This window comes from Halomonas sp. V046, assembly GCF_052645355.1.
On the sequence record NZ_JBQXYF010000015.1, the window covers coordinates 115,277 to 136,895 of the forward strand.

The following is a 21,619-nucleotide window of genomic DNA, read 5'->3' on the forward strand; positions in this document are numbered from 1 at the left end:
ACCGTGGCGACAGGAAAGACGATAGAGAAAGACGACAGCGCTATGCTCAAATAATTAGAAGTTATTAATACTCACCAAAAACCGCTGCCGAGTGCCTGCAAGTTGTTGCATAGTAGATGCCATAGTCGTTCCCCATGGGTCACACGCCGGACGATGGCCGGTACCTAAGACCGCCGCCTCCCCTTGAGGGAAACCTCTCGTCTTCACCGAGATCGACGATCCCGACCAGCCGTTGGGGTGACCGATTTCTCCCAACAGTTTCGCCCAACGGTTTCGCCCAACGACAGGAGCAACACATGGCGCGCATCTTCAACGATAACTCCCTCTCCATCGGCAACACGCCCCTGGTACGCCTGAACAAGGTCAACGACGGCGCCACCATCTGGGCCAAGATCGAGGGACGCAATCCCGCCTACTCGGTGAAGTGTCGTATCGGTGCCGCCATGATCTGGGACGCCGAGGAGCGCGGCGTGCTCAAGCCCGGCATGACCATCATCGAGCCCACCAGCGGTAATACCGGTATCGCCCTGGCCTTCGTTGCCGCGGCACGGGGCTACTCCCTGACGCTGACGATGCCCTCGTCCATGAGCCTGGAGCGGCGCAAGGTGCTGAAGGCCCTCGGCGCGGAGCTGATCCTGACCGAGCCGGCCAAGGGCATGCCCGGCGCCATCGCCGAGGCCAAGGCCCGGGCCGATGCCGAGCCGGACAAGTACTTCCTGCCCCAGCAGTTCGAGAACCCGGCCAACCCGCGTATCCACGAGACCACCACCGGCCCCGAGATCTGGGCCGATACCGATGGCGACGTCGACGTCTTCGTCTCCGGTGTCGGTACCGGCGGTACCCTGACCGGCGTTTCGCGTTACATCAAGAACACCCAGGGCAAGGCCATCACCACCGTTGCGGTGGAGCCAACCGATTCGCCGGTACTGGCCCAGGTTCGCGCAGGCCAGGAGCCCAAGCCCGCTCCGCACAAGATCCAGGGCATCGGCGCCGGTTTCGTGCCGGGCAACCTCGACCTGTCGCTGGTCGATCGCATCGAGGCCGTGTCCAACGACGACGCCATGGCCATGGCCCATCGGCTGATGCAGGAGGAAGGCATACTGTGCGGCATTTCGTGCGGCGCCGCCGTGGTGGCGGCGGTGCGCATCGGCGCCGAACCGGCGTTCAAGGACAAGAACATCGTCGTGATCCTGCCCGATAGCGCCGAGCGCTACCTGAGCTCTGCGCTGTTCGCGGGTCGCTTCGGCGAGCAGGAAAACGAGCAGTAGACAGTCCATAGAGGCGGTCTCCAGGCCGGATGCGCCTGCGCTGACCGTCCGCGGCCAGCAACGATGTCGACCCGTCGTCCCTGCGTCTATGCGACACCTGGGTGTCGCAGCGCCTTACGCCACGGCCACCGCCTTCTGCGGAACGGCGGTGGGGGCATTGAGCGACGCATCCCTCTCCTTGCATCCCCTCCTTGCATCCCCTCCTTGCTGTGCTCTCTCGCCGAGAAACGTCGGAATCGCGCCTCGGCGCGGCCAAAAGCCGCCCAACAGCATTGTGCGAAATCGAGCGACCAGCTACCGACGGCCCCCGCGCTACCCCACACTCAAGACGTTGAGCCGCTCACCTGCGCCCTTGATCCCAGCCAACGACGCCCTTGATCGAGCCGACACCGCGACCTTGACCGAGACTCCCGCCATGCCCAATCGCCAGCCACCGAGTGCCAGCCCCCAGCGCAACAAGATCGTCGGCGTCGACGAAGCCATCCAACTGATTCGCGACGGCGACACCCTGGCCACCGGCGGCTTCGTCGGCGTGGCCTTTCCCGAGGCCCTGGCAGTGGCGCTGGAGAGGCGCTTCATCGAGAACGGCTCGCCGCGAGATCTGACGCTGGTCTACGCCGCCGGCCAAGGGGACGGCAAGGGCAAGGGCGTCGATCATTTCGGCCATCCAGGCCTGCTGAAACGCGTGATCGGCGGCCACTGGGGGCTCGTGCCACGCCTGCAAAAACTCGCCATCGACAACCAGATCGAGGCCTACAACCTGCCCCAGGGCGTGATCTCTCACCTGTTTCGCGATATCGCCGCGGGCAAGCCCGGCACCCTGACCCGGGTCGGGCTCGACACCTTCGTCGACCCACGCCTGGGGGGCGGCAAGATCAACGACCGCACCACCGAAGACAGAGTCGTCCTGATGCCGATCGACGGCCAGGACTATCTGTTCTACAAGGCATTGCCGCTCAAGGTGGCGCTGCTGCGCGGCACCACCGCCGATGCCGACGGCAATGTCACCATGGAGCGTGAGGCGCTGTTTCTGGAGATGCAGGCCATCGCCATGGCGGTGCACAATTCCGGAGGCATCGTCATCGTCCAGGTCGAGAGCATCGCCGAGCGCGGCACCCTGAAGGCCAAGGACGTCAAGATTCCCGGCGTGCTGGTGGACGCCGTGGTGGTGGCCGATCCCGAGCACCACTGGCAGACCTTCGCCACGCCCTACAGTCGCGCCTTCAGCGGGGAAATTCGGATTCCCATGGGCTCGATCGCCGCCCTCCCCTTGAACGAGCGCAAGGTCATCGCCCGTCGCGCGGCCTTCGAGCTCAAGCCTAACGCCATCGTCAACCTCGGTATCGGCATGCCGGAAGGCATCGCCAATGTGGCCAACGAGGAGCGGATACTCGACTATCTGACCCTGACCGCGGAGCCCGGCGTCATCGGCGGGCTTCCGGCCGGGGGGCTCGATTTTGGCGCCGCCATCAATACCCAGGCGATCATCGATCAGCCCAGTCAGTTCGACTTCTACGATGGCGGCGGGCTCGATATCGCCTTTCTTGGCCTGGCCCAGGTCGACGCCGCGGGCAACGTCAACGTCAGCAAGTTCGGCCCCAAGCTCGCCGGTGCCGGCGGCTTTATCAACATCAGCCAGAACGCCAAACGGCTGGTGTTCGTCGGCACCTTCGCCGCCCAGGCAAGGCTATCGGTGCACGCCGAAGGGGTGACCATCGACAAGGAAGGACGCGAGCAAAAGTTCGTCAATGACGTCGAGCACCGGACCTTCAGCGGCCCCTTGGCCGCCGCCCGCGGCCAGCAGGTACTCTACGTTACCGAGCGCTGCGTGTTTACGCTGACCGAGGCCGGCCTCAAGCTGATCGAGATCGCCCCGGGGATCGATCTTGAGCGCGATATTCTCGCCCTGATGGCCTTCCGCCCGCTGATCGATGCAGCACTCAAGCCGATGGATATCCGCCTGTTTGGGACAGACCCCATGGGCATCATCGACGGCCTGCTGGAGCGGCCTCTGGCCGAGCGGTTCAGCTACGACGAGCAAGACAATCAGTTCTTCATCAACTTCGAGGGGCTCGCGGTCACCCGCGAGCAGACCATCGATGACATTCAGCGCCATGTCGAGCGCTGGTTGGAGCCGCTGGGCAAGCCGGTCTACGCCATCGTCAACTACGACAACTTCACCATCTCCCCGGATCTGGTCGAGGGCTACACCGAGATGATCTGTGGCCTGACGGATCGCTTCTACGAGCGCGTGACCCGCTACACCACCAGTGCGTTCCTGCGCCTGAAGCTCGGCGCCGCCCTGGAGAAGCGCCAGGACGCGCCGCATATCTACGAAAACCGCCGCGACGCCATGAGTCGCCTGCACGGCGACAATCCCGGGGACGAGCCGCCAACGGAGAAATGACTCAAGATGGCGGAAACACGCGATGCCGGCGCTCGTGACGAGCAGGCGCCGTCAGCCGTGGCGCGCTGCAGCGCCACGCCAACCGCCCAGGCAGTGCCTGCGGCGTCTAACCGCGGCCGGTTCGGCGACTCCTGGGGGCACCGCGTCTCCGCTCAGGCCGCTTCGCGAGCCTTCATGTCATTGCGATATTCATCGGCCAGGCGCGCCTTGGTCGGTTCATCGAAGGCTCGCCCGGCGAGCTGAAAGACCTCGTGCTCTTCCTCTTCGAGATGGTGCGTGACCAGGTGCTGAAGCTTCCTGGCAGCCACGAGCCACCCCGGCGAGCTGTAGTCGGTGGCCTCGAGTTCTTCGATCAGCTCATCGATCTCATGGTGCTCGGCGACGCTGTGGCGGGCCTTCTCCTGAGTCATGTCGACCTCCATCATCGGCACGTAGAGAGCACGTTCTTCGGCGCCGGCGTGGTTCTCGAGCTCGGCCTTGACTCGTGCAAACAGCTCGTCACGCCCCTGGCTGTCTCCCTCGGTCTCGACCAAGCGCTCAAGTAGGCGGCGCTGCTTGTCGTGGCTCTCGCGCAGGGCTTCAAAAAGCGTCATCACGGCACTCCTTCCTGTCATCGTCGCGGTCAAATGGCCTGGCGCCGCACCCTCATCGGCCCGAGGGCCACAGCGTTCCGGCCAGCCTCGTGTTCGCCGAGGCTTGTAGAAGATCCTATCATTGCACAGCTTTTGTACAAGTATCCGTCGCCGTCAACGACGGCCACGCCGACCTCCCCTTTCATGGCTTCGGGTGGGACGTTATCCACACCCACCCCGGCGCTGAACGGGCCAGAGGGCAACAAGGAATTTGCCCGCCCGGGTACAGGCCGGAGTACAGGCCGGAGTACAGGCCGGACAAGCGTGTTCGACCCTCGCGGGGTACCTTGGTCCTCGCCGCGGTCACGGCCAGAAGGTGGCACCGAGCACCGTCAGCGCCAGGATCACCAGCGACACCAGCAGCTCGCCCAGGGTATAGGTCTTGAAGCCACCACGAACGCTGAAGCCAGCGAGCTGGGTGGTGATCCAGAACCCGCTGTCGTTGACGTGGCCGATACTGATACCGCCCGACAACGCGGCCAAGGCGATCCACAGCGGATCGACGACACCGGTCGATGCCGCCCCCGCCATGATCGTCATGGCGGTGATCCCGGCAACGGTCCCGGAGCCCTGGGCGATACGAAACACCGCCGCGAGCGCGTAGGTCAGCAGCACCATCCCTAGCGGCGATTGGCTATCGTGAAACAGGCCTTCCACCAGCAGCGTGCCGATCTGGGTGTCCTGGATGACCTTGCCAAACGAGCCGCCGGCCCCCGTCACCAGCAGCACCATGCCTGCCGTCTGCAGACCATGGGTGGCACTGGCATCGCGCTGATCACGGTCCATCTCGCGAGAGGCCATGGCATAGGCGGCCAGAGCGCCAAGCAACAGCGCAACGATGCGATCGCTGACAAACGCGATCAGGGGCGGGAGCTCGTCACCGGCCAGCACCCCGATCTGCTGACAGTAATCGTAGACCGTACCCGACAGGATCAGGAGGATCGGCAAGGCAATCGGCAACAACGCCAGGGTCAACGAAATCCGCTCGGACGGCCCCTCCGCGGCCCCGGTGCCCGGCGCCGCTGCACCGACAAGCTGGTCCTTGGCGGGATGCCATAGCCCCATGTCGAGAAGGGTGAAGTAGAGTTTCATCACCACCAGTGCGGTCACCAGCCCCACACTCAGGCCGGCAAAGGTCATCAGGCCGATATCGAATCCCAGAATCGAGGCGGCGGCCAGCGGGTTGGGAGTGGGCGGAACGATGGTATGCGACGTCGCGGCGCCGATCACCAGCGCCCCCACCGCATAGGGCAGGGGTTTGCCCAAGGTCTGGGCAAGCGCCACACCGAGCGGAATCAGGATAACGAAGGTGACATCGAAGAACACCGGGATCGACAGCAAGAAGCCGGTCAGGCCGAGCACGTAAAGGCCCGCCCCCTTCGGCGCCGCGGCGACCAGCGTATGGGCGATCTTGTGCGCTGCGCGCGAGTCGCTCATTAGTTGCCCGATGATGACCCCGAAGCCGATCGGCAGGCCGATGGCGGCCATGATATTGCCAAAGCCAGCGCCGATGGCCGTGACCGTCTCGGGCAGGCCGAGCTGCATCGCCAGGCCGAGATAAAGGCTGCCGATGACGAGACTCAGCGCTGGGTTAAGCTTCAAGTACAGGATGGTGGCGAGGATCAGGGCGATGGCGACGCCAAGATGCAGGACTTCCATGACTTCTCCTTGGGACCGCGAATCGGACCTTGGGACGGCGCTCTCGCGGGAATAAACGCAGCCGCGGCTCTCGAGGCGTGATACCTCGGGCCACGCACGGTTCGTGTTGGTGCCAGGCCATCACGGCCGACCACGGATGGCCGACCGCGACGCCTGGCGGTTCAGGAGCGTTCGGGTTCAGGCACGGACGCCGCGGAATCGCTCCCGCGCTCCCGGCGCTGGCGCATCCACCACAGGGCGGCGCCGAAGTAGGCCAGCGTCGGTGCCACCACCCACCAGTGAAAGGCGCCCAGGTGATTCACCGCGGTGGCCGGATCGCCCCAGGACATCAGGGCCAGGCCGAGAATGATCACCAGGCAGGCCACCGCGATGACGTAACCGGGGTGGCGAACGTTGACACTCGGCTGCTCGGTGACCACGCCGGTTTCCGGTGGCTCCACCGGGCCATAGGACTGCGCATAGACATCGACCCCTGGGGCGCTATCGGCACCGAAAGCACGACACAGCAACGGATAGGCGACAAACGACAGCGCCCACACCGGAATAAACAGGGTGAACAGGTGCAGCGAGCCTTCGACACCCAACCCCAAGGCCACCACCAGCGCCAGCGCCCAGGTCACGAAGGCCGGCAGGTTGTCATCGTGGCCTTGATGACGGCGCCAGAACGGACGAATGCCAAGGCGCGGCAGCAAGAAGTGCTCGGCCGCGATGATCGCCCCCACCGGAGCCATGACGATGATGAAGTACGACAGCACGTTCAATAACTGGGTGAAGGCAAACGGGAAGCAAGCCACCACCGTGGTGACGGCACCCACCGCCAGATCGACCCGCATCGCAGGGAGCCTCGGCACGACGGCCTGAAAGGCCAGACCGGCGCGATACAGGCTTGGAATCGAGGTGGTCCAGCCGGCCACGACCACGGCCACCAGGCCCATGACGCCGAGCACCCGATAGGCGACTTCTCCCGGATCCAGCGCCGTCAACGAGTTCTGCAGCAACACCGCGGCCGTGGCGCCCATCAGGCCGGCGCAGACCCATGCCATGAAGTGACCGATAAACATGCCGGCGGCGGAGAAGTAGCCGTAGGAGGCCTTGCGCGCATAGCGCAAGATGCTCATGTCACTCATGCCCAGATGCAGCGGCAGGTTGACGCTCCAGGCCCAGGCCGCGATGACCCACAGGGAAATGCCCGGCTCGCCGTCCGGGGTGGTACCGCTCCAGACGAAGGTATCCAGGATGCCACCGAGATGGGTCAGTCCTTCGGCGGCGCCCAGGTTCCAAAGCACCGGCAGCGTCAGGATGCCGCTAGCCAGAAACATGGTGATCATCCAGGGCGCACAGACGCTGGCGAAGTTGGCGATCAGCTTGAAGCCCTTGACCGCCATCCATACCGTGATGGCACCCACCGCCAGGGCGAGCAGCACGAAGCTCAGACTTTGCGGGTACCAGGTGGTCTGGGGGGGAATATCGGTCAGCACCCGAAAGGCGGAGGCCGAGACCGTGATCATGGCGCCACCGAGGATCATGAAGAACACGCCGTTGACCAGGTTATAGATCAGCGAAAAACGTTTTCCGGCGGCTCGTCCCAGGTAGTCATACACCGACATGCGCGAGCGAACGGCCACCGGGCTGCACACCAGCGCCCAGGACAGTACCGCCATCAAATTGCCGAGGATCAGGCCCCAGATCAGATCGGCGGTGCCGACGCCGAGTGACACCAGCGCCGCGCCGATGACGAATTCGGTACCGGCAATGTGTTCACCCGAGTAGGAGCCGAGGAAATACTTGCCGCTGAGTTGCTGACTCGGCGGGATCCGCTCGAGATCGGCGACGGGATCGTCGCCAGGTAAGGAGGTTGCGCTCATGGACGCCTCTCTTGTTGTCACGGCTGTGGTATCAGGCGCGTGCTCCGAGTCACGCAGAGCCCCGAGAAACACAGAGCCCCGAGAAACACAGAGCCCCGAGAAACACAGAGCCCCGAGAAACACAGAGCCCCGAGAAACACAGAGCCCCGAGAAAACGCACACACCTTCCCCGAGGCGCCGTCTGGCGGCGCCCACAGGACAACCAGGAAAAGAACGTGGGGAGGCCGACCACGCCTCCCCGGTGACGACGGCATCAGGCCTCGAGGTAGACCACCTGCGTGTGGGTATACTCGTACAGGCCATGCTTGCCATCGGCGCCGCCGATGCCGGACTTTCGCACCCCGGCGTGATAGCCCTGCATCGCCTCGAAGTTCTCGCGATTGATGTAGGTCTCGCCGTAATCGATCTCGCGACAGGCGCGCATGGCATTGGCCAGGCTGCGGGTATAGACCGATGAGGTCAGGCCATAGTCGGAGTCGTTGGCCAGCACGATGGCCTCATCCAGGCTGTCGACCACCTGAATCGGCAACACCGGACCGAAGATCTCCTGGCGCATGATCCCCATGTCGGCGCGACAGCCCGCCAGCACCGTGGGCTGGTAGTGGAAGCCGTGGCCGAGGTCGGCCACCGCGCCACCGGTGATCAGCTCGGCGCCCTCGCCCACCGCGGCCTTCACCATCCGGCCGACCTTGTCGAGACCCGCGCGGTTGATCAGCGGCCCCATCTCCACGTCGGGCTGGGCCAGCGGATCGCCGAAGGTGGTCGCGGCCATCGCCTTGCCCATGCGCGTCACGAACTCATCGGCCACCGTGCGCTCGACGTAGACGCGTTCGGCGCAGTTGCACACCTGTCCGGTATTGATGATACGAGAGGCGCGAATCGCCTTGACCGCAAGGTCCAGGTCGGCATCGCCCAGCACGATGGCCGGGGCCTTGCCGCCGAGTTCCAGATTGAGCTTGGTCAGGTTGCCGGCGGCATTGGCCATGATCCGCGAGCCGGTGGCGACACTGCCGGTGAAGCTGATCATGTCGACACGCGAGCTGCCGGTCAGGGCCTGTCCGACGCTGGCCCCGGCGCCGCTGACGACGTTGAACACCCCCTTGGGCAGCCCCACTTCCTCGACCAGGCGAGCGAAGGCGAAGCAGTTATTGGGGGTTTCCTCGCTGGGCTTGATCACGATGGTGTTGCCGGTCACCAGCGCCGGCGCCATCTTGCGCGCGATCAGAAAGAACGGGAAGTTCCACGGCAGGATGCCGGCCACCACCCCGAGCGGCTTGCGCAGCATCAAGATGGTCTCGCCTGGCCGGTCACTCTCGATCACCTCGCCCTCGATGCGCCGCGCCCACTCGGCCATGTAGTCCAGATAGTCGGCGGTGAAGTTGACCTCCACCTCGGCGAGCCCGCTGACCTTGCCCTGCTCCTCGGTGATCATGCGGGCAAGCGCCGGCACGTTGTCACGGATTCGCGTGGCGATCTTGCGCAGGTAAGAGGCGCGCTCCACTGCGGGCAGCGCCGCCCAGGCCTTCTTGGCGTCATTGGCCGCGGCAATGGCGCGCTCGACGTCCTCGGCGCGGGATTCCGGCACCCGTGACAGCAGCGCACCGTTGGCCGGGTTATGTACCTCGAGATGCTCGACGGCGTCGATGAAGGCGCCGTTGATGTAATTCTGGTGGGTTGGCGTCTGGCTCATGGAAGATTCCTCGGTGTGTCTTGGTGTCATGTCGAGAGCGGCGCGCCCCGCGGGGCCTGGCTTTCAATACAGCGACGATGCGCCGCGGCCGTTGGTGGGCGCTTGCGCCGGACCGTCATCCTTGAAGCGGCCCAGCGATGCCCGAGCGGCCTGGCGCAGCAGGCTGATATCGATGGAGACCGCCACGAACTCGCAGCCGAGCGCGATGTAGCGCCGAGCGTCCTCTTCGCCGGGGGCCAGGATGCCGACCGCCTTGCCGGCGGCCTTGACGGTCTCGATGGTGGCGGCGATCGCACGCTGAACCTCGGGGTGGCCAGGGTTACCAGGATGACCGAGCGCCGACGACAGGTCGGCCGGGCCGATGAAGATCGCCTCGACTCCCTCCACCGCGGCGATGGCGGCGGCGTTGTGAACGCCCACGGCCGACTCGATCTGCGCCATCAGGCAAAGCTGCTGGTGGGCATCGGCGAGATAGTCCTCGACGTCATCCCAGCGGGTCGCCCGCACCAGGCCCCCGCCGACGCCACGCTTGCCGTGCGGCGGATAGCGCATCGCCGCCACCAGCGCCTTGGCCTGGGCCTCGGTTTCCACCATCGGCACCATCAGGGTCTGGGCGCCGATATCCAGCAACTGCTTGATCAGCGCCGGATCGTGATTGACCGCGCGCACCACGGGGGACACCGGATACGGCGCCACGGCCTGCAGCTGCGACAGGATCGACGCGACGCTGTTGGGCGCGTGTTCGCCGTCGATCAACAACCAGTCGTAGCCCAGGTCGGCTTCGAGCTCGGCGGCGTAGCCACTGGCGAAGCCCGACCACATGCCGAACTGGACGTGTCCCTGGCCGAGGGCGGCGCGAAAGGCGTTTACGGGGAGGTGCATGGCAAGGCTCCTGGTGGGCATTACTGCAGATTGACGTACACGCCGCCATCGACCAGCAGCGATGCGCCGGTGACGTACTGGGCCATGTCGGAGGCGAGGAAGACGATGGGGCCGGCCAGATCATCGGGACGCCCCAGACGCCCCAACGGAGATCGGCTGGCCATGTAGTCGCGCTTGGCCTTGTCGCTCAAGTCGTCCTTGTTGATGTCGGTCTCGATGGTGCCCGGCAGCACCGCATTGCAACGGATGCCGTAGGGGCCGAGGGCGATGGCACAGGACTGCATCAGCGACAACAGCCCGGCCTTGGTCGGGGTGTAGTGGGTCTGCATGCCACCGCCGACCAGTGCACTGATGGAGCTGACCGCGATGATGGCGCCGCCACGGCCCTGACGCTTCATCTGATTGGCCGCCGCCTGAACGGCGAAATAGGCGCCGTTCAAGTTGGTCTCCACGGTCTTCAGATAGGTCTCCCGGGGCATGTCGAGAAAACTGTGGAACGGACAGATGCCGGCGTTGTTGACGAACACATCGACGCCGCCGAAGTGTTCCACCGCCGCGGCCACCAGGGTATCCCCGGTGTCGGGATCTTCTGCGGGCGCGCCCACCGCCACGGCGCCTCGGCCGAGCGCCTCGATCTCGCGGATCAAGGCATCGACCTGGTCCTGGCTCGAGGGGCTGCCACTGAAGCCGATGACAACATTGGCGCCTTGGCGAGCGCACTCGAGGGCGGCGGCAGCGCCGATGCCGCGGGATGCCCCGGTGATGATGACGGTCTTGTCGTTGAGCAACATGCGATGTCTCCTTGAAAGGCAGTCGAGTCTTGGCTCAGCGCCGGCTATAACCGGTACAGCTGCCTGGCGGTGTCACGAAACAGCCAGGCGTGGTCGCTCGCCGAGGCGCCGGCCACGATATCTTGATACGCCTGCCAGAGCCCGACGTAGCTGGCGTAGAGGCGATCCACCGGGAAGTTCGAGGCGAACATGGCACGCTCCACGCCGAAGGCATCGATGGCCTCCCAGATCAGCGGACGCAGCGAATCCCGGGTCCAGCGATGATCGAGCATGCCGAACCCGCTGAGCTTGATGGCCACATTGGGGCAGCTGGCGAGGGCGCGCAGGCCATCGCGCCAGGCGCGCCAGCCGTCGAGGGTCTCGCGATCGACGTACATGCCGGCATGGTTGATGATGAACGTCGTGTCCGCGAACGTCCGGGCAAGCTTGGCCGCCTCCGGCATCTGGCTGGGATAGATCTGCAGATCGAACGACAACCCCTTGCGCCCGAGCAAGGCGAAGTTGTCGCGCCAACGCGGCTCGACCATGAAGTGCCGACCGACGTAGTCGTAAAGCGGCGTGGCGTGAACGTTCAGAATCTGGCGCACTCCGCGGACCCGATCGCTCAACGCCAGCTGGCGATCGAGCTGCTCTTCGGCATCGGGCCGCGACAGATCGGCGCCGACCACCAGGGCGCCAGGGAAAAACCCAGGCGCCGCGCAAGGGCGGCCGCCCTGCTCGGCCGAGCCTGCGCCGATCACCTCGGCAAGCCAGCGGGTTTCGGCCACGGGGTCGACGGCATCGGCCTCCACGTGGACGCAGGCCAGGACCTCAACGCCGGCGCTATCGCGGGCCAGGTCTTCAGGCAGGTGATCCCGCGCCATGGCGGTGTAGTCGCCGAGCAGATTCGCCGCGGGACTCACAAGCCAAGGTTGGTTGCCCTCGGCCAGGGACCAGTAGTGCAGATGAGGATCGATGACCTTGAGCGGCGCTGCCTCCTTACCGGCATCGCGACGGGCATCGCGACGGGCATCGAGGCGGGCATCGAGGGTAGCAGTCACGCTCATTGGCCGGCTCCCGGCGTAAAATGAAACACCTCCTCGAGCAAGGCAGTCCGGGGCGATTGATCGTCGTTGGTCGCCATGATGTCGGCCATGTGCCGCCACCAGCGCTGCATCACCTCACGCTCGGCCAGCGCATCGACGCGATGGTCGTCACGCAGATGCATCAGCGCGAACAGGCAGCGAGTCTCGGCGTCGACAAAGATGCGATAGTCCTCGATGCCGGCCTCCGTCAATGCCGCGGCGAGCTCCGGCCACAAGGCGTCGTGACGGCGGCGGTACTCGTCTATTTGCCCAGGGCTGAGCGTCATGCGCAGGGCGCGAATCTCCATGCGGGCCTCCTGTTGTGCCTTCTCCCCACTGGGGTGACCAATGCCTGCGGTCGCGGCGCGGCGGATCCCATGGCGATATACGCGACGGCCATGACAACCGCCCCACTCGCCTTGCGCGTCAGCACACCGTCACTCTGGTGACAGCAGCGGCAAGCGTCATGGCCCGCCATCGCACGCCGCCCCTTGTGGCTCAATGGGTGTAGGGCCGACTGAGCTCGCACTCCGGGTTCAGCCGCACGCCGAAACCGGGCTTATCAAGCGCGTTCACCGACATTCGTCCGCGCACTGGCACGGGTTCGTCCAGCAGTAGCGGATTGAACATCGGCACCACTTCATCGGCCTGGGGCGCCATCATCAGGAACTCGGCGAAGGGGCTGTTATGACGCGTGATGACGAAATGGTAGCTGTACACCGACGAGCCATGGGGCACCACCAGCGTGTTGTGCGCATCGGCCAGGGCCGAGATCTTGATCAGCTCGGTGACCCCGCCACACCAACCGACATCCGGCTGGATGACGTCGCAGCAGTCCATTTCCATCAGCAGACGAAAGCCCCAGCGGGTGGCCTCATGCTCACCGGTGTTGACCAGCATGCCCGTTGGCACGTTGCGCTTGAGCTCGGCGTAGCCCCAGTAGTCATCCGGCGGCAGCGCCTCTTCGATCCACTTGAGGCCGTACTCGGCGCCGCCCTGGGCCAGGCGCGTCGCGTAGTTGACGTCAAGGCTCATCCAGCAGTCGTACATCAGCCAGAAGTCATCGCCGACCCGAGCGCGCATCTCGGCCAGATGTTCAAGGTTGCGCTTGAGCCCCTCGTCGCCCTCGGCCGGGCCATGCACCAGCGGCATCTTGCCGCCGATAAAGCCCATCTGCTTGGCCAGGTCGGGGCGTGCGCCGGTGGCGTAGAACTGCAGTTCATCGCGCACGGCCCCACCGAGCAGTTCGTAGACCGGCTCCCCTCGCACCTTGCCGAGCAGATCCCACAGCGCCAGATCGACCCCCGAGAGGGTGTTGATCACCACGCCCTTGCGACCATAAAACAGCGTCGCGTTGAACATCTGATCCCAGATCTTCTCGATATCGGTGACCTTGCTGCCCTCGATAAAGCGCGCCAGGTGCTTCTCGACGATGAAGGCGCCGATCTCCCCGGCGGTGGTCACCGCGAAGCCGACGGTGCCATCGCTGGCCTCCACCTCGACCACCAGGGTGCCCAGCACGTTAAGGCCAAAACTGCGGCGATTGGCACGGTACTCGGGGTACTTGCTCATCGGCGTCGAGATCTGGCCGTCGATCCAGTGGCCCTCGGCCTGGTCGTGGTAGTCGGCGCCGCCGCCTCTGACGGTATAGGCGCGAACTTCTTTGATGGTGACGTCGCTCATGGCTTCCTCGCAGGCGTTAAGGCGTCGGGGAAAGCATCGGATGCTGTCTCCGAAGAAAGATCACATTCCCTTTGCTGCAGAGAGTTCTAGCGAATACGAGGGCCCTTGAGCCAATGAGAATGGCGACGCGCCCGATACCTTTTAATTATCACAGCGTCTGAACCCAGAGCCCACCGGGGTTATCGAGAAACGTAGAATCATGCGGAAAAATACAGAATAAGACCAAAGTCTAGGGCGAGATCATTACCGAGCTTCCATAAGATTTAGGTATCAAGCACCGACCCTGAGGCACCATGGACGCCTATCGCACCCTGCTCGCCCGCCTGCGCTACAAGCACCTGTTGATGATCGCGACCCTCGGTCGCCAGCGTAATCTGCACCAGACCGCCGACGCCATGCACATGTCCCAGCCCGCGGCCACGCGAATGCTCGGCGAGATCGAGCGCGCCTTCGACTGCCGGCTGTTCGAACGCACCTCCCGCGGCATGCTGCCGACCGCGGTCGGCGAGATGCTGATCGACTTCGCCGACAACGCCCTGGCACGCCTGGATCGCTGCTCAGAGGAAGTCCACCGCCACCGCCTGGGCGGACGCGGTCAGCTGACCGTCGGCGCCATCATGGGGGCGGCACCGGACCTGGTGGCCCAAGCCATCGTTCGGCTAAAGCGCGACCGGCCACTGCTGCAGATCCGATTGATGGGCGAAACCAGCGATCAGCTCGCCGAGATGCTCGAACAGGGCAAGATCGACCTGGCCATCGCCCGCTATGCAAGCGTCATCCAGCACAACCAGTTCGACTTCGAACCGCTCGGCAACGAGACCCTGCTGAGCGTGGTGCGCGATGGCCACCCCCTACTCGACGGGCCCCTGCCGGAACTTTCACGCCTGCTCGATGACTGGCCATGGCTGTTGCAGCCGGTGACGACGCCGGCGCGCCAGGCGCTGGAAAAGGAATTCGAGGATCAGGGGCTGGTATCGCCGAAGGACGTGATCGAATGCGGCTCGATCTTCGCCGCGCTGCAATTGCTGCAGAAAAGCGACTGCCTGATGGTGATGTCGGAAAGCGTGCTGCGCGAACATCTCGGCATGGGAGTGATCCGTGCCCTACCGCTGAACCTCGGCCGCGCCCTGCCCCCGTTCGGCCTGATGACGCGCAAGGACAGCCTGCCGAGCGAACCGGCCAGGGCCTTCGCAGAGTTGTTGCGAGACGGCGCCATGACGCTATAAGGCGGTGGCCCAGAGCCGCTAGCCCGGGCCGCTAGCCCGGGCCGCCAATCGACCGACAATCGACCGACAACCGACCGACAACCGACCGACAACCGACCGACAATCGACCGACAACCGACCGCCTTCAAGGGTCAGCCGACGATAAGCGCCGTGGCGTAGAGCCCGACGGCGAACACAACGTGGCCGACGACGTTCTGCAGCCTCGCAAGGCTAGGCTTTGGCGCCCCCGAGCACGCCACCCCCACGCCCATACCGGGTTGGAGGATGAACCAGCCCGCCCCCACGGTGACAAGGCCGACGATCAGTGCCGGCCCAAAGCTCGGCGCCTGGGCCCAGCCGACCCCCCAGACCGCCAGCAGTACCGCGGCGAAGAGTATCCCCACGAGATAGTGGCACACCCAGCCAATGGCCAGCTCGTTGGCCACCGGCGAGGACTGAGCGATACCGTCACGGTGCACCAGTTGCCCCTTGGGCAGCCCGGCGAACCAGCGCCCGATCAGATGCCAGGGCGGCAGCGGCAGGCCGAGGGTGGCCCGCAGCAGCAGGTTCCAAAGATCGAGGACGGCCGTGGCGCCGGCACCGATGAGTCCTGCGAGTATCACGAAAGCGAGCATGCTGTCTCCAGAGCAAGGGGCGGATCAACGCCGATCAAACCCGACCCGGCGCTATTCGGCAAGGGCTTGCCTTAAGTCGGCGATCAGGTCATCGACGTCCTCCAGACCCACGGACAGGCGCAGCATGCCATCGCCGATACCACGTCGGGCTCGCTCGTCAGGGCTCAGATCCACGTGGGTCGTGGTGATGGGCTGAGTGACCAGGCTCTCGACGCCGCCAAGGCTCGGCGCCAGCAGAAACAGCGTAAGGCGCTCGGCCACGCGGGCCGCCCCAGCGCCATCGGCGTCAAGATCCAGCGTCAGCATGCCGCCGAACCCTCGCATCTGGGCACGTGCCAAGGCATGCCCCGGGTGGCTGGGCAGGCCCGGATAGCAGACCCGTCGCACCCGCGGATGATCGTGCATGGCCTCGGCGATCGCCAGGGCCGAGGCGTTATGTTGTGCCACGCGAACGGCCAGGGTGCGCAGGCTTCTCGACAGCATCGAGGCGACCTGCGGTGACGGTGCCGTGCCGAGATTCGTGCGCCACGGTACGACCTTCGCCAGCAACGCCTCGGGCCCCATCATCGCCCCGGCGGTGAGGTCGCTGTGGCCCCCCAGATACTTGGTGGCACTGTGCACGACGATGTCGGCGCCCAGCGCCAGCGGCTGCTGGTTGATCGGGGTCGCGAAGGTGTTGTCCACCGCCAGAAGCGCGCCATGCCGGTGGGCCAGCTCGGCCAACCGCGCGATATCGGTCAGCGCCAGCGTCGGGTTGCTGGGCGTCTCGATGTAGACGAGGCCAACGCCCTCCTCCAGCAGGGCCTCCAAGCGCTCGGTCTCATCGCCGAGCAGCCGATACGTCGCGTAGCCAAGCTCGGGCAACTGCTCGGTCAAGAAGCCGAGCGTGCCCCCATAGACCTCTCCCAGGCAGACGACACCTTGGCGGCCATGGGCCAGCAACAGGGCGCTGATCGCGGCCATGCCAGAGCCAAAGCTCAGCGCGGCTGGTGCATGTTCCAGGGACGCCAGCGAGTCTTCCAGCGCGAACAGCGTCGGATTCATGCCATAGCGCGTGTAAAGGCCCCCCCGGCGGCGTCCCTCACTGACGTCGGTGAGCGCCTGAGTCGTAGGGAAGACAAACGTCGTGGTGTCGTAGATCGGCACATGGGGGCAGCCATGGGGGTCGGAGGCACGCTCTGCGTGGATCGCCCGAGTGGACATGCCATGATGGTCTGAAGCGCTCACACAGCCTCCCTGCTCAATTAGCGTAAGTTGATGGATGGCGACGATAGATCGCCGCGGTCAGGTTCGAGTCTAGCGTGCGCGATGACCACCGCGCGCCACAAACCTCTTGCCCGTCGTGCCCCCAAGACTCGCCCTAGCCGCTACTCGCCGCTACTCGCCAGAGTCGATGGGCCTCACACACCGGCGGACCGAGGCCAGGCCGGCCGCAGCCATCGTTGCGCTCGCGTGTTCGTCGGACACATCACCATCTTCTAGACAGGCACAGAAAGTCATCTACGCTGAGACTGCAGTACCAGAAACTAGCCCCTATCGCTTATGACCACTCAACTCCCATCACGGAGTGAAAGGAGAACTCGATGATGTTCAAGCGTTCGACTATGGCTCTAGCAGCCTCCATGGCACTCCTTTTTTCGGGCTTCGCTCTTGCATCTACCGCCGAGGATGAGAGTCGCGAGGCCATGCAAGAACAGTCAGCGGACTCCCAGCCCGGTGAGGGCATGATGGAGGAGCACAACGAAGGCATGATGGAAGGCAGCGATGCCGCCACCGCAAAACGTCAGGAAATGATGGAGGAGCCGACCGATCCGAGCAACACCGAAGGCAAGATGGACGAGTACAACGAAGGTATGCTGGAGGGCAGCGACGCCGCCACCGAGAAGCGCGAAGCGATGATGGAAGAGCAGGACGGCTGAAGCACGTTTCTCGCCCTGTCTCGTCGCACGTACGACGCCTGCGACCGAATAACGCCGCCCTGGGGGCGGCGTTATCGTTGCTAGCCAACAGGGAAATGCCGGCCCCGGGGATGAAGACGCCGCCAAGTCACTGACACAACCGACCCCAGAGGCGGTGATGTTGAATCGATGGCACCGTCACTATCGTCGGCCGATCGACCTCTGGCAGCCCGTGTCTTGTCCTGACCTCCTGCCCTCCTGAGCCACCTCGGCCTGCCCTCCTGCCCTCCTGCCCTGCCTCGGCCTGCCCTCCTGACCTGCCTCGGCCTGCCCCCGCTCATGCCGCCCTGCCAACCCATGCCCGAAGATTCAGGGCAGCGTCGTCAGTCACCGGCGCCGAGACCAGGCCGCGGAGAAAAATCGGCTACCGATTCCTCGAAAGACTCACGCGACACGATGCCAACAATCCAGGCCAACAACCCAGTCCAATAACCCAGAAATCACACTCGCAGGAGATGGCAGAGTCAGGCTGATGATCGCCCCGAACCGAGCGTCGCCGAGGCTAGCGGAAGCGCAACCTATCGACACCGCCGGAACCGGGGCGACACCAGGAAAAACCGCCACACCCTGCTTCCGTCACTCTGTCGCGCCGGCAGTTGGAAAAACTTGACGAATCTCGAATGCACCTACTACTTATTATCTGTCCAGAGGGGGCGGCAATCGCTGCCCAACACCAAAGAAAAATAAATAACATAGGAAATTCAAAAAGTAATAATTCTAACAACGACGAAACGGCCAACGACGGAAGCCACTTTCACTACATCACAAAAAGATAACAAAAAGCTACAAGACAACCATGACGGCCCCATCAACCACTGGCGTAGCGGCCAAGTTCAATACCAATTCGATAATAACGCTTTGAAATAACTTTAATAAAAACGTCACTTTTGCGTGATTCCCCATCGGTAAGACGACAAGGACCGAATGAGCTAACGAGGAAGGCGAATGGTCGATCACACGAGTGTTTCATCCTCCGAGCGAAACAGGGCGCTCGGATTATCCACCCTGGCTTTTACGCTGTGTTTCGCTGTCTGGACCCTCTTTTCCATCCTTGGTATCCAACTCAAGGACGACTTCGGTCTTTCCGACACCCAGCTCGGCCTGCTGATGGCCACCCCGGTGCTGACCGGTTCGATCAGCCGTCTGTTTCTCGGTGTGCTCACGGACCGTTTCGGCGGGCGTTGGGTCTTCGGCCTGCTGATGCTGGCCACCGCCGCCTGCGTCTATCTGCTGACCTTCGCCACGAGCTATTCCATGCTGCTGGTCGGCGCCCTCGGCGTCGGTCTGGCCGGTGGCGCCTTCATCGTCGGCGTCGCCTACACCTCGGCCTGGTTCGACAAGGATCGCCAGGGCACGGCGCTGGGCATCTTCGGCGCCGGTAACGTCGGCGCGGCGCTGACCAACTTCGGCGCGCCCTTCCTGCTCATGGCCATGGGCTGGCAGTCCACCGCATTGGTCTACGCCAGTGTCATCGCTGTCATGGGCATCGCCTTTATCCTGCTGGCCAAGCCCGACCCCTTAAGCGAGAGCCGCAACGCCCAGCGTCAGTCGCTGGCGGAGCAGTTGGCGCCCTTGTCCGACATTCGTGTATGGCGCTTCTCGCTGTACTACTTCTTCGTTTTCGGCGGCTTCGTCGCCTTGGCCCTGTGGCTGCCCCACTACCTGATCGAGGTCTACGGCCTGAGTCTGGCCGGCGCCGGCATCGTTGCCGCGCTTTACACCATTCCGGCGTCGCTGTTTCGGGTCCTCGGTGGCTGGCTGTCCGATCGCTACGGCGCGCGCCGCGTCATGTACTGGACCCTGCTAGCGTCGATGGTGTGTACCTTCCTGCTGAGCTATCCCCCGACCCGCTACGAGGTGGAAGGCGTCAATAATCCGGTGACCTTCACCTTCGCCATGCCGCTGATCGGCTTTATCGTGCTGACCATGGTGCTCGGCTTCTTCATGTCGCTGGGCAAGGCGGCGGTGTTCAAGCACATTCCGGTCTACTACCCGAAGAGCGTCGGCCTGGTTGGCGGTGTCGTCGGCATGGTCGGGGGTCTCGGCGGCTTCTTCCTGCCGCTGACCTTCGGCATGCTCAACGACGTCATCGGCATCTGGCAGAGCTGCTTCATGCTGCTGTTCGTGGTGGTCACCGCGGCGCTGGCCTGGATGCACGTCGCCATCCTGAAGGCCGAGCGCATCGAGATTCGCGATCACAGCGAATCCACCGACCTGCCCGAGCTGTCGACCCCGAGCCGCTTCGTGCTCAGCGAATGGCACCCCGAGGACGAGACGTTCTGGGAGTCCCAGGGCCGCAGGATCGCTACCCGCAACCTGTGGATCTCGATTCCCTGTCTGCTGCTGGCCTTCAGTGTGTGGATGGTGTGGTCGGTGGTGGTCGCCAAGCTCCCTCTGGTCGGCTTTACCTACACCGCCAACGAGCTGTTTTGGCTCGCCGCCCTGCCGGGGCTCTCCGGTGCCACCCTGCGCATCTTCTACAGCTTTCTGGTGCCCATCGTCGGCGGCCGCCGCTTTACCGCGCTGTCCACGGCGTCCCTGCTGCTGCCGGCGATCTGGATCGGCTTCGCGGTACAGAATCCCGAGACCCCCTATCTGGTGATGGTGATCCTGGCGCTGCTGTGCGGCTTCGGTGGTGGCAACTTCGCCTCCAGCATGGCCAACATCTCGTTTTTCTACCCCAAGCGCGAGAAAGGCACGGCGTTGGCGCAGAACGCCGGGCTTGGCAATCTCGGCGTCTCGGTGATGCAGTTCCTGGTGCCGCTGGTCATCGCCACCGGGGTCTTCAGCGTCATGGTCGGCGACGGCCAGCCCACCCAGGCTGGCGGCGAGCTGTGGCTACAGAACGCCGGCTTCGTGTGGGTACCCTTCGTCGCCTTGGCCACCGTCGCCGCCTGGTTCGGCATGAACGACATCGCCAGCGCCAAGTCCTCGTTCAAGGAACAGGCGGTGATCTTCAAGCGCAAGCACAACTGGCTGATGTGTGTGCTCTACACCGGCACCTTCGGCAGCTTCATCGGCTTCTCCGCCGGCTTCCCGCTGCTGACCAATACCCAGTTCCCGGAGATCGATGCGCTGAAGTTCGCCTTCCTCGGCCCGCTGGTCGGGGCGCTCAGCCGCGCCTACTCCGGGGGCCTCGCCGATCGCTTCGGCGGCGCCCGAGTCACCTTCTGGACCTTTATCGGCATGATCGCAGGCGTCATCGGCGTGCTGTTTTTCCTGATCAACAAAGACATGCCGTTGGCCTTCGCCGGCTTCTTCGTGTTCTTCATGGCGCTGTTCTTCGCCACCGGCGTGGGCAACGCCAGCACCTTCCAGATGATTCCATCGATCTTCCGCCAGGAGGTGCCCCGGCTGATGCCGGAGCTGTCCGAGGACGAGCAGCTGGTCCACGCCGAGCGTGAGTCCGCCGCCACCATCGGCTTCACCTCGGCCATCGCCGCCTACGGTGCCTTCTTCATTCCCAAGGCCTTCGGCAGTTCGCTGGATCTAACCGGCAGCGCCGCCTCGGCCCTCGTCGGCTTCATCGTGTTCTACATCATCTGCACCGCCCTGACCTGGTTCTACTACAGCCGCAAGGGCGCCGAAATCACGCTGTAACGGCAACAAGACCGACCAGCGGGCTCCGGCGGCGAAACCTCGCCGGAGCCGACACACCTTACCGTCTAGCACGGCTCCGTCCGGGGCCTTGAGGAGAGCGCCATGAGTCATTTTCTCGACCGGTTGAAGTATCTGACCCACCGGCCTCCCCAGTTCGCGAACGGCCACGGCGAGACCCGTGACGAGACCCGCGACTGGGAGGACGGTTACCGCTCGCGCTGGCAGCACGACAAGGTCGTGCGTTCGACCCACGGGGTCAACTGCACCGGCTCCTGCAGCT

17 protein-coding genes are annotated in these 21,619 nt (G+C 64.4%); 6 read left to right on the plus strand and 11 right to left on the minus strand.

Annotated features, from left to right (window positions below):
* The first annotated feature begins 296 nt into the window (after positions 1-296).
* Together cysK and ACUN9Y_RS18805 are read left to right on the plus strand one after the other, a co-directional pair.
* On the plus strand, positions 297-1,268 hold the full coding sequence (cysK, locus tag ACUN9Y_RS18800; RefSeq protein WP_445462260.1) for a cysteine synthase A: 972 nt from the start codon (positions 297-299) through the stop codon (positions 1,266-1,268).
* A 397-nt stretch (positions 1,269-1,665) separates the two neighbouring features.
* Entirely contained in the window at positions 1,666-3,675 is a 2,010-nt protein-coding gene (locus ACUN9Y_RS18805; protein ID WP_445462261.1) for an acyl CoA:acetate/3-ketoacid CoA transferase, read from the plus strand.
* Positions 3,676-3,827: 152 nt separating this feature from the next.
* Here ACUN9Y_RS18805 and ACUN9Y_RS18810 read toward each other — a convergent pair whose 3' ends face one another.
* The 9 genes from ACUN9Y_RS18810 to rhmD all read right to left on the minus strand — a co-directional run bounded on the left by ACUN9Y_RS18810 (position 3,828) and on the right by rhmD (position 13,941).
* The gene (locus tag ACUN9Y_RS18810) at positions 3,828-4,268 is read right to left on the minus strand and encodes a hemerythrin domain-containing protein (protein ID WP_445462262.1); all 441 of its coding nucleotides are present in this window, start codon (positions 4,266-4,268) and stop codon (positions 3,828-3,830) included.
* A 342-nt stretch (positions 4,269-4,610) separates the two neighbouring features.
* Positions 4,611-5,966, minus strand: a complete 1,356-nt coding sequence (locus ACUN9Y_RS18815) for a GntP family permease (RefSeq protein WP_445462263.1) — start codon at positions 5,964-5,966, stop codon at positions 4,611-4,613.
* Between the two features lie 161 nt (positions 5,967-6,127).
* Positions 6,128-7,831 (minus strand): purine-cytosine permease family protein, encoded by a 1,704-nt coding sequence (locus ACUN9Y_RS18820; protein ID WP_445462264.1) that lies wholly within the window; start codon positions 7,829-7,831, stop codon positions 6,128-6,130.
* Positions 7,832-8,084: 253 nt separating this feature from the next.
* Positions 8,085-9,521: an aldehyde dehydrogenase gene (aldA, locus tag ACUN9Y_RS18825; RefSeq protein WP_445462265.1), complete on the minus strand. Its 1,437-nt coding sequence runs from the start codon at positions 9,519-9,521 to the stop codon at positions 8,085-8,087.
* Between the two features lie 63 nt (positions 9,522-9,584).
* Positions 9,585-10,403, minus strand: a complete 819-nt coding sequence (locus ACUN9Y_RS18830; protein WP_445462266.1) for an aldolase/citrate lyase family protein — start codon at positions 10,401-10,403, stop codon at positions 9,585-9,587.
* Positions 10,404-10,423: 20 nt separating this feature from the next.
* Entirely contained in the window at positions 10,424-11,194 is a 771-nt protein-coding gene (locus ACUN9Y_RS18835; RefSeq protein ID WP_445462267.1) for an SDR family NAD(P)-dependent oxidoreductase, read from the minus strand.
* A 44-nt stretch (positions 11,195-11,238) separates the two neighbouring features.
* Positions 11,239-12,240 (minus strand): amidohydrolase family protein, encoded by a 1,002-nt coding sequence (locus ACUN9Y_RS18840; RefSeq protein ID WP_445462268.1) that lies wholly within the window; start codon positions 12,238-12,240, stop codon positions 11,239-11,241.
* A complete protein-coding gene (gene rhaM, locus ACUN9Y_RS18845; RefSeq protein ID WP_445462269.1) occupies positions 12,237-12,566 on the minus strand; it encodes an L-rhamnose mutarotase in 330 nt (109 codons plus the stop codon). Before rhaM ends, ACUN9Y_RS18840 begins: the two co-directional genes overlap by 4 nt.
* Before the next feature lie 190 nt (positions 12,567-12,756).
* Positions 12,757-13,941: an L-rhamnonate dehydratase gene (rhmD, locus tag ACUN9Y_RS18850; protein WP_445462270.1), complete on the minus strand. Its 1,185-nt coding sequence runs from the start codon at positions 13,939-13,941 to the stop codon at positions 12,757-12,759.
* 293 nt (positions 13,942-14,234) lie between these two features.
* On the opposite strand from rhmD, the gene ACUN9Y_RS18855 reads away from it, so the two are divergent.
* On the plus strand, positions 14,235-15,167 hold the full coding sequence (locus ACUN9Y_RS18855) for a LysR family transcriptional regulator (protein ID WP_445462271.1): 933 nt from the start codon (positions 14,235-14,237) through the stop codon (positions 15,165-15,167).
* 131 nt (positions 15,168-15,298) lie between these two features.
* On the opposite strand, the gene ACUN9Y_RS18860 is transcribed toward ACUN9Y_RS18855, so the two are convergent.
* Positions 15,299-15,781 carry a DUF2938 domain-containing protein gene (locus ACUN9Y_RS18860; protein ID WP_445462272.1) on the minus strand — a complete coding sequence of 161 codons (483 nt, stop codon included), beginning with the start codon at positions 15,779-15,781 and terminating at the stop codon, positions 15,299-15,301.
* A gap of 51 nt (positions 15,782-15,832) precedes the next feature.
* Positions 15,833-17,008, minus strand: a complete 1,176-nt coding sequence (locus tag ACUN9Y_RS18865) for a trans-sulfuration enzyme family protein (protein ID WP_445462273.1) — start codon at positions 17,006-17,008, stop codon at positions 15,833-15,835.
* Between the two features lie 356 nt (positions 17,009-17,364).
* Here ACUN9Y_RS18865 and ACUN9Y_RS18870 point away from each other — a divergent pair, with 356 nt between their 5' ends.
* The 3 genes from ACUN9Y_RS18870 to ACUN9Y_RS18880 form a co-directional block, all read left to right on the plus strand.
* On the plus strand, positions 17,365-17,700 hold the full coding sequence (locus ACUN9Y_RS18870; RefSeq protein ID WP_445462274.1) for a hypothetical protein: 336 nt from the start codon (positions 17,365-17,367) through the stop codon (positions 17,698-17,700).
* A 984-nt stretch (positions 17,701-18,684) separates the two neighbouring features.
* Complete coding sequence (locus ACUN9Y_RS18875) at positions 18,685-21,339, plus strand: nitrate/nitrite transporter (protein WP_445462275.1); 2,655 nt, start codon at positions 18,685-18,687, stop codon at positions 21,337-21,339.
* 102 nt (positions 21,340-21,441) lie between these two features.
* Positions 21,442-21,619, plus strand: a 178-nt coding sequence (locus ACUN9Y_RS18880; protein WP_445462278.1) for a hypothetical protein, incomplete at its 3' end; no start/stop codon positions are given.

Bases quoted from the DNA above. Each gene is read 5' to 3' on its own strand.
- rhaM (WP_445462269.1), bottom strand. From the start codon at position 12,566: ATGGAGATTCGCGCCCTGCGCATGACGCTCAGCCCTGGGCAAATAGAC.
- cysK (WP_445462260.1), top strand. From the start codon at position 297: ATGGCGCGCATCTTCAACGATAACTCCCTCTCCATCGGCAACACGCCC.
- ACUN9Y_RS18855 (WP_445462271.1), top strand. From the start codon at position 14,235: ATGGACGCCTATCGCACCCTGCTCGCCCGCCTGCGCTACAAGCACCTG.
- ACUN9Y_RS18810 (WP_445462262.1), bottom strand. From the start codon at position 4,268: ATGACGCTTTTTGAAGCCCTGCGCGAGAGCCACGACAAGCAGCGCCGC.
- ACUN9Y_RS18820 (WP_445462264.1), bottom strand. From the start codon at position 7,831: ATGAGCGCAACCTCCTTACCTGGCGACGATCCCGTCGCCGATCTCGAG.
- ACUN9Y_RS18830 (WP_445462266.1), bottom strand. From the start codon at position 10,403: ATGCACCTCCCCGTAAACGCCTTTCGCGCCGCCCTCGGCCAGGGACAC.
- aldA (WP_445462265.1), bottom strand. From the start codon at position 9,521: ATGAGCCAGACGCCAACCCACCAGAATTACATCAACGGCGCCTTCATC.
- ACUN9Y_RS18870 (WP_445462274.1), top strand. From the start codon at position 17,365: ATGATGTTCAAGCGTTCGACTATGGCTCTAGCAGCCTCCATGGCACTC.
- ACUN9Y_RS18815 (WP_445462263.1), bottom strand. From the start codon at position 5,966: ATGGAAGTCCTGCATCTTGGCGTCGCCATCGCCCTGATCCTCGCCACC.
- rhmD (WP_445462270.1), bottom strand. From the start codon at position 13,941: ATGAGCGACGTCACCATCAAAGAAGTTCGCGCCTATACCGTCAGAGGC.
- ACUN9Y_RS18860 (WP_445462272.1), bottom strand. From the start codon at position 15,781: ATGCTCGCTTTCGTGATACTCGCAGGACTCATCGGTGCCGGCGCCACG.
- ACUN9Y_RS18835 (WP_445462267.1), bottom strand. From the start codon at position 11,194: ATGTTGCTCAACGACAAGACCGTCATCATCACCGGGGCATCCCGCGGC.
- ACUN9Y_RS18875 (WP_445462275.1), top strand. From the start codon at position 18,685: ATGGTCGATCACACGAGTGTTTCATCCTCCGAGCGAAACAGGGCGCTC.
- ACUN9Y_RS18840 (WP_445462268.1), bottom strand. From the start codon at position 12,240: ATGAGCGTGACTGCTACCCTCGATGCCCGCCTCGATGCCCGTCGCGAT.